The organism is Parafrankia sp. FMc2 (assembly GCF_041008525.1).
GTDB lineage: Bacteria > Actinomycetota > Actinomycetes > Frankiales > Frankiaceae > Parafrankia.
In genome coordinates this window covers 82136-88182 of the sequence record NZ_JBFLUG010000017.1, presented here as the reverse complement: position 1 = coordinate 88182, position 6047 = coordinate 82136, and the positions used below count along the sequence as shown (strand labels likewise).

The window sequence follows — 6047 nt, the reverse complement described above, 5'->3', positions numbered from 1 at the left end:
ACTACAACCGGCAGCGGATACACTCCGCAATCGGTTACCTCACCCCCATCGAGTTCGAGGAAGAATTTGACGGACGAGACCTCCGTGCGGCATAGTTAGGCTTGTCTACAAAAGCGGGAACGCTCCAGGGCCCGCAGGACTGCGGTTCGGTGTGTTCAGTGCAGAGTGAGCGGGGTCGCAAATGTGAGGTGGGACAGTTTCTCCGGGTTGCGGACGTAGTAGAGGCCGGTGATGCGGGCGTCCTCGATACGGATCGCCATGACGCCGTCGATCTCGCCATCCAGGCGGATGAGGAGTGCCGGGTTGCCGTTGATCACGGTCGATTCGGCGGTGAGCGTGCCTTGGACCTTGCCGAGGCCGCCGGCGAACATGCGGGCCACCTGCGCGGCACCGAGGACCGGCCGCAGCGCGGCGTGTTTGATGCCGCCGCCGTCGCTGATCAGGACGACGTCAGGTGCGAGTACCTCCAGGAGGGCCTGCGGGTCCCCAGTCTTGACCGCGAGCAGGAACGACTCCAGGACCGCCTGGCTCTGCTTCAAGGAGACCGCCTGGCGGGGGCGGCGGGCGTCGACGTGCTGGCGGGCGCGGTGGGCGAGCTGGCGGACGGCCGCGGGGCTCTTGTCGACGGCGTCCGCGATCTCGTCGTAGCCGAAACCGAAAACCTCGCGCAGCACGAAGACGGCCCGCTCGGCGGGGGAGAGCGTTTCGAGGACGAGCATCAGCGCCATCGACACGCTCTCGGCGAGCTCGACGTCCTCGGCCACGTCCGGCGCGGTGAGCAGTGGCTCGGGCAGCCAGGGGCCGACGTACGCCTCCCGGCGGCGCTTCACGGCGCGCAGTCGGTCGAGCGCCTTTCTGGTGGTGATCAGCACCAGGTAGGCGCGCTGGTTGCGCACCTGGGCCAGGTCGACCTTGACCCACCCCAGCCAGGTCTCCTGCAGGACGTCTTCCGCGTCGGCCGCCGATCCGAGTACCTCGTAGGCGACGGTGAAGAGCAGGTTGCGGTGGGCGAGGAACGCCTCGGTCGCCGGGCCTGTGACGTCGTCTCTCGTCTCTCGTCCCATGTCCTCGTCTCTCGCGGTCGACCCCGGCGGCCGACCGCGTTCGCGTGCGTCCACAGCAAGATCCTCTCAGCACGTACCGGTCAGACAGCCCGATCGGCGTCGGCCGGTGCCTCGGCGCGGTTGGCGCGCAGCTGCTGCTGGCGCTTGGCGACGCCGCCGGGAATGCGGTGCAGTCGGAACGAACCAGGCTTGCGCGCCTCTTTGGCCATGTGATCGAGGATGCCCGTGCAGACCTTTTCCTTGATCTTGGCGCCCAGGCCATCGTCGATGTGCAGCCCGACCGCGACGTCGGACCTGTTGGCGACCTGGTAGATGCCCGCGCTTCGGCCCAGGCTGATGCACTGGGCGTACATCGACTGGTGGAGGTTCTCCGGCTGCTCACCAGCGAGCCGGCTGAGCACGGTGTCCGCGGCTCGCGCGGCCAGTGGCATCGCGTTCAGGCAGCTCATCCGCAGCGGCAGGTTCGACGGTGCCGCCGCGTCCCCGGCCGCGAGGATGCGCGCATCGTCCACGCTCGTCAGCGTCTCGTCCGTGAGCAGGCGGCCCACGGCGTCGGTGCTCAGCCCGCTGCGCGCGGCCAGGTCCGGCACACCGAAGCCGACCGTCCAGACGGTGACCTCACTGGGCAGCTCACGCCCGTTCGCGAGACGCACCGCGTCGCGGGTCACCGCCGTAACCTTCGCGTCGGAGCCGTCGACGAACGTCACACCGAGCTTGGCCAACCGCTCCGCGACCGAGCGCCGGCCCCGGGTGTGCAGGTACGGGCCGAGAACGCCGCCGCAGACCAGGGTCACCCGGCGGCCCTGCTCCGCCAGCTCGGCGGCAGTCTCGATGCCGCTGGGACCAGCGCCTACCACCGTCACAGGGGCCGTCGCGGGCCTGGCGTCCAGGGCCGTCCGCAGCCGCTGGGCGTCCTCCAGGATGTAGATCGGGTAGGCGAACTCGGCCGCCCCTGGCACGCTCGGTTCGGCGCTGCCGCTGCCCACGGCGTAGATCAGGTAGTCGTAGGCGAACGTGCCGTCGGCCGCCAGTGTCACGCTGCGCTCGGCCGCGGCGATTCGGGTCACGGTGCCGACCACCAGCCGGACACCGTCGGCCAGGACGTCCTGGTAGGCGACGACCGCCTCGCCGGACCTGGCCACCAGCTGGTGCAGGCGGACCCGGTGGACAAAGTCCGGGCGGGTGTTGATCAGCATCACGGTCACGTCGTCGCGCTGCGCCAGCCGGTTCGCGGCCATCACGCCCGCGTACCCGCCGCCGATCACGACCACATGCGTCTTCCCAGCCATCGTGCCTCCTCTTCCAGACGTTGGGCATCAAGACGCCGCGCGTCCGCTTGCTGTGACAGGGTGTGAGTCGGGTCACTTCGCTGGTGCCCGGCTGGAGCTGTGACCGCAGGGTTCGCCGGGTTGGTCGCCGCTGACGACGTGGTGAATCGGCCAGCCCGGCTTTCGTTCCCCACTTGGTTGAATGGTCATGTATGTGGTCGGGTAGCCGGGGCGTCACTGGTCACCAGCCGCACCCCGGTCAGGCCGCGAGCGAGCAGCCCGCGGAAGAACGCCAGCCAGCCCGCACCGTCCTCGCTGCTCACGACGTCGAGGCCGAGGATCTCCCGGTGCCCGTCGCCGTTGACGCCGACCGCGAGCAGGCAGTGGACGTTCACGACGCGGCCGTCCTCGCGGACCTTCATCGTCAGGGCGTCGGCCTGGACGAACCGGTACGGCCCGGAGTCCAGGGGTCGGGAGCGGAACGCCTCGACCTGGGTGTCGAGGTGCCGGGCGAGTTCGGACACCTACGACTTGGAAATGTGGGATGGATGGTCGACGCCAGGATGCCGGCCGTGGCGACCACGGATCGGATCAGGGCACTGCGCGCCGGGTCCGCTTGACGAGAAGACTTCGTCGAGCAGGTCCGGCGCGGTCCGCGGGGCGCATTGCCCAGGGCATTCCTGGGAGAGTCAGTTCGGGGCGCCGTCGGCCACCGGCCGGGTCGCCCTCGAGGCCACCGTAGCTTGGCAGCTCAGAACGCCGGGATGCCGGATGCCGAGATCGTGAGACGAGGTCGGGTGGGTGCGGATCCTGCTGCCGCCGAGCGAGGCGAAGACCGAAGGTGGTGACGGGCCGTCACTGCGGATGGCCGGGTTCGGCTGCGGCCCACTCGCGGGAGCCCGCGCCGAGGTCGCGCGGGCGGTCGCGGCGTTCTGCCGGGCCGACCCGCACGCGGCGATCGTCGCGCTGCGGCTGCCGACCTCGCGCGCGCAGGCCGACCTGGCCGCCAACACCGCGATGCTGGACGCACCGACGATGCCAGCGCTCGACCGATTCGTGGGCGTCCTCTACGAGGCGCTGGCTCCGGCGGCGCTGCCACCCGCCGCGCGAGCGGTGGCCGGCCACACCCTGTTCGTCTCCAACGGGGCGTTCGGCCTCCTCGGCGCGACCGAGCCGGTGCCCGACCACCGGGTCGCCATGGCGGCGGCGATCCCCGGCCTCGGCAGCCGCACCACACCGACCGTGCTCGCGGCCTTCTGGCGCGCCCGGCTCGCACCAGCCCTGCCCGACCTGCTCACCTGCGCCCCGGACGCCGTCGGGCCCGTCGGCACCGTCGGCACCGTTGGCTCCGTCGGCGAGCACCTCGTCGTGGACCTCCGCTCGTCGGACTACGTGACCGTGCCATCCCTTTCCGGACCGATCCGCGCCAGCGCCCTGCCCGTGCGTGCCCTGACCGAGAAACTCGTCGACGGGCGCTGGGCCCGCCGTCCGCTCAGCTACCAGGCGAAGCAGACCAAGGGCCTGCTGACCCGCGCACTCCTGCTCGCCGAAGCCGCCGGCCGCCTGGTGAAGACCATCGACGACGTGGCCGACGTGGCCGAGTCCGCCGGCCTCGTCGCCGAGCCGCGCGGCACCGCGACCGCGCCCACCCTCGATGTCATCACCCGCTGGAACCCGGCCGCCTGAACCTCCGGTCCGCCGCGCGGAGAACGCGCTGCCGTGTCGCGTTCGCCTCAGCTCAGCCGGCGGCGGGAATCGGCTCGCCGGTGGGCTCGGCGGCCTGGCGGCCGGCGGAAACGGCTGGTGACGGCTGGCGGGCCGCGTGTGCCAGCAGCGCGGCTACTGAGAGGGCGAGCAGCGCGATCAACAGACCAGCGGTCTGTACGCCGTGGGCGCGGCAGAGCTGCCCGAACAGGACGGAGACCGGCAGGAAGATCAGCCAGGACAGGGTGCCGGCGCCGGACGAGACGCCGGCCCGCAGGTGCGCGCCGACCGCGTCGTGGAGCAGCCGGCCAGCCCGGATGCCGATCATCGCGGCTGCCAGGGCGACGAGAACCTGGCCGGCGATGACGACGGGGAGGGCGTGGCTGAGTACCGGCAGGAGGGCCGCGAGCACCAGCGAGGCGCCGAGCCCGACAGCCAGGGCCGGGCGGTCGAGCCGGGTCCGGAAGGCAAGCCAGCCGCCCAGGCCTCCGGCCGAGACGAGTACGGCCCAGTAGGGCCCGTACAGCGCGGCCGGTGCGTGCAGCGAGACGAGCCACAGGGGCCCGAACTCGAAGACCATCATGGTGACGACGGCCGTGAGGGCGGTGAGTAGCGCGACCGGGCGGGCCGCGCGGTCGGTGGTCAGCGCGCGGACGGTGGCCAGGGCCTGCCGCTGGAAGGTGGCACGTTCGGTGTGTCGGTGCAGCCGCGGCTCGCGGCAGCGCTGGAACGCGATGACCGCGGCTGTGACGAGCGGGACGGTGGCAAAGTAGGTGACCCGGGCCGAGGTGAGCGCGGCGAGCAGCCCGCCCAGGATCGCGCTGAGGACCAGCGCGGTCGCCTCGACGACGTGCACCCGGCCGATCCAGCGTTCGTACCCGTCGCCCGAGCCGGTCTCCTCGACGACCGTGTCGTAGATGATGCTCTCCACGGTGCCGGAGTTGAGGGCGAAGAAGACGCCGAGCAGGCCCGCTGCGGCGATGTAGGCCGCCGGTGTGGTGCTGAGGCCGCCGACCGCGGAGCTGGCCGCCAGTGCCAGGGTCGCGAGGATCATCATCCCGGTCCGGCTCCACCGGTCGGCGAGGATGCCGAAGGGCACCTCCAGCACCGGCGCGACGGTGGCGTAGACCGCCGCGACCAGCGCGATCGCCGCGGCGTCGAAACCGATCTGCGTCATGAACATCTTCTCGACCGGGACCCACAGCAGCATGTTCTGCAGCGCCACCCCGACCTGGAGCGGCCGAAGCCGCCGGGCCAGCGCGTGGCCGGCCCGCGGCCCGGTGGCAGTGGGAGTGGGGATGGCGAGCATCGTTCGGACCCCTTGGTCGGCGGCGGTTTGCCATGTTAGGGAACGTTCCCTAACATGGCAACCGTGATTCGGCCCCCAGCTCCCGCGCGCACCCGCCGCCCGGCCGCCGAGACCCGGAACCAGATCCTGGACGCGGCCGAGGACCTCTTCTACCGGCATGGGATCACCGCGACCGGGGTCGACCGGATCGCGGCCGCGGCCGGTGTCGCCCCGACGACGCTGTACCGCCTGTTCCGGTCCAAGGACGAGCTGGTCGCGGCCTACGTGGACCGCTACGCCGCCGGCTACCGGGACTGGATCGAGTCGCTGACGTCCGACCCGCGGTGCCCGGCGCGCGACCGCATCCTGGCGATGTTCGACGCGCTGGTCACCGTCACCGGGGCCGAGGCGTTCCGCGGCTGCCCGTTCCTCATGGTGCTCGCCGAGTACCCCGATCCGACGTCAGCGGCGCACGCGAGTGCCCAGGCGGTGAAGGCCTGGGTCCGAGGCAGGCTGCACGAGCTCGCCCGCGAGCTACCTGATCGCGACACCGCGGCCGCCGAGGCCATCTCTGATCGCCTCGCGTTGGTCATCGAAGGGCTCTACGCGTCGACCGCCGCGCTTGGCACTCAGGGGCCCGCGCGGCGCGCCCGGGAACTCGCCGTCCTCGTCATGGACGCCACCACCGGCAGCCCGAGCTGAGCACCCGACCGGCACCGCGGA

The 6047-nt window shown here is 71.6% G+C and carries 5 protein-coding genes and 1 pseudogene; 2 read left to right on the top strand and 4 right to left on the bottom strand.

Translation table 11 applies throughout. The features are described from left to right. Positions 1-155: 155 nt before the first annotated feature. The 3 genes and pseudogenes from AB1460_RS09165 to AB1460_RS09155 form a co-directional block, all read right to left on the bottom strand. Positions 156-1064, bottom strand: coding sequence for an RNA polymerase sigma-70 factor (locus tag AB1460_RS09165; RefSeq protein WP_368960311.1), 909 nt, complete (start codon positions 1062-1064; stop codon positions 156-158). 80 nt (positions 1065-1144) lie between these two features. Continuing rightward, the gene (locus AB1460_RS09160) at positions 1145-2353 is read right to left on the bottom strand and encodes an NAD(P)/FAD-dependent oxidoreductase (protein WP_368960302.1); all 1209 of its coding nucleotides are present in this window, start codon (positions 2351-2353) and stop codon (positions 1145-1147) included. Positions 2354-2562: 209 nt separating this feature from the next. Beyond that, a pseudogene (locus AB1460_RS09155) lies at positions 2563-2856 on the bottom strand (transposase); the annotation flags it as partial. A gap of 277 nt (positions 2857-3133) precedes the next feature. On the opposite strand from AB1460_RS09155, the gene yaaA reads away from it, so the two are divergent. Continuing rightward, positions 3134-4018 carry a peroxide stress protein YaaA gene (yaaA, locus tag AB1460_RS09150; RefSeq protein ID WP_368960300.1) on the top strand — a complete coding sequence of 295 codons (885 nt, stop codon included), beginning with the start codon at positions 3134-3136 and terminating at the stop codon, positions 4016-4018. Between the two features lie 52 nt (positions 4019-4070). On the opposite strand, the gene AB1460_RS09145 is transcribed toward yaaA, so the two are convergent. Then, a complete protein-coding gene (locus tag AB1460_RS09145; RefSeq protein ID WP_368960298.1) occupies positions 4071-5345 on the bottom strand; it encodes an MFS transporter in 1275 nt (424 codons plus the stop codon). A 54-nt stretch (positions 5346-5399) separates the two neighbouring features. On the opposite strand from AB1460_RS09145, the gene AB1460_RS09140 reads away from it, so the two are divergent. Continuing rightward, positions 5400-6026 (top strand): TetR/AcrR family transcriptional regulator, encoded by a 627-nt coding sequence (locus AB1460_RS09140; RefSeq protein WP_368960297.1) that lies wholly within the window; start codon positions 5400-5402, stop codon positions 6024-6026. Positions 6027-6047: the final 21 nt, after the last annotated feature.

Bases quoted from the DNA above. Each gene is read 5' to 3' on its own strand.
- AB1460_RS09165 (WP_368960311.1), bottom strand. From the start codon at position 1,064: ATGGGACGAGAGACGAGAGACGACGTCACAGGCCCGGCGACCGAGGCG.
- AB1460_RS09160 (WP_368960302.1), bottom strand. From the start codon at position 2,353: ATGGCTGGGAAGACGCATGTGGTCGTGATCGGCGGCGGGTACGCGGGC.
- AB1460_RS09140 (WP_368960297.1), top strand. From the start codon at position 5,400: ATGGCAACCGTGATTCGGCCCCCAGCTCCCGCGCGCACCCGCCGCCCG.
- AB1460_RS09145 (WP_368960298.1), bottom strand. From the start codon at position 5,345: ATGCTCGCCATCCCCACTCCCACTGCCACCGGGCCGCGGGCCGGCCAC.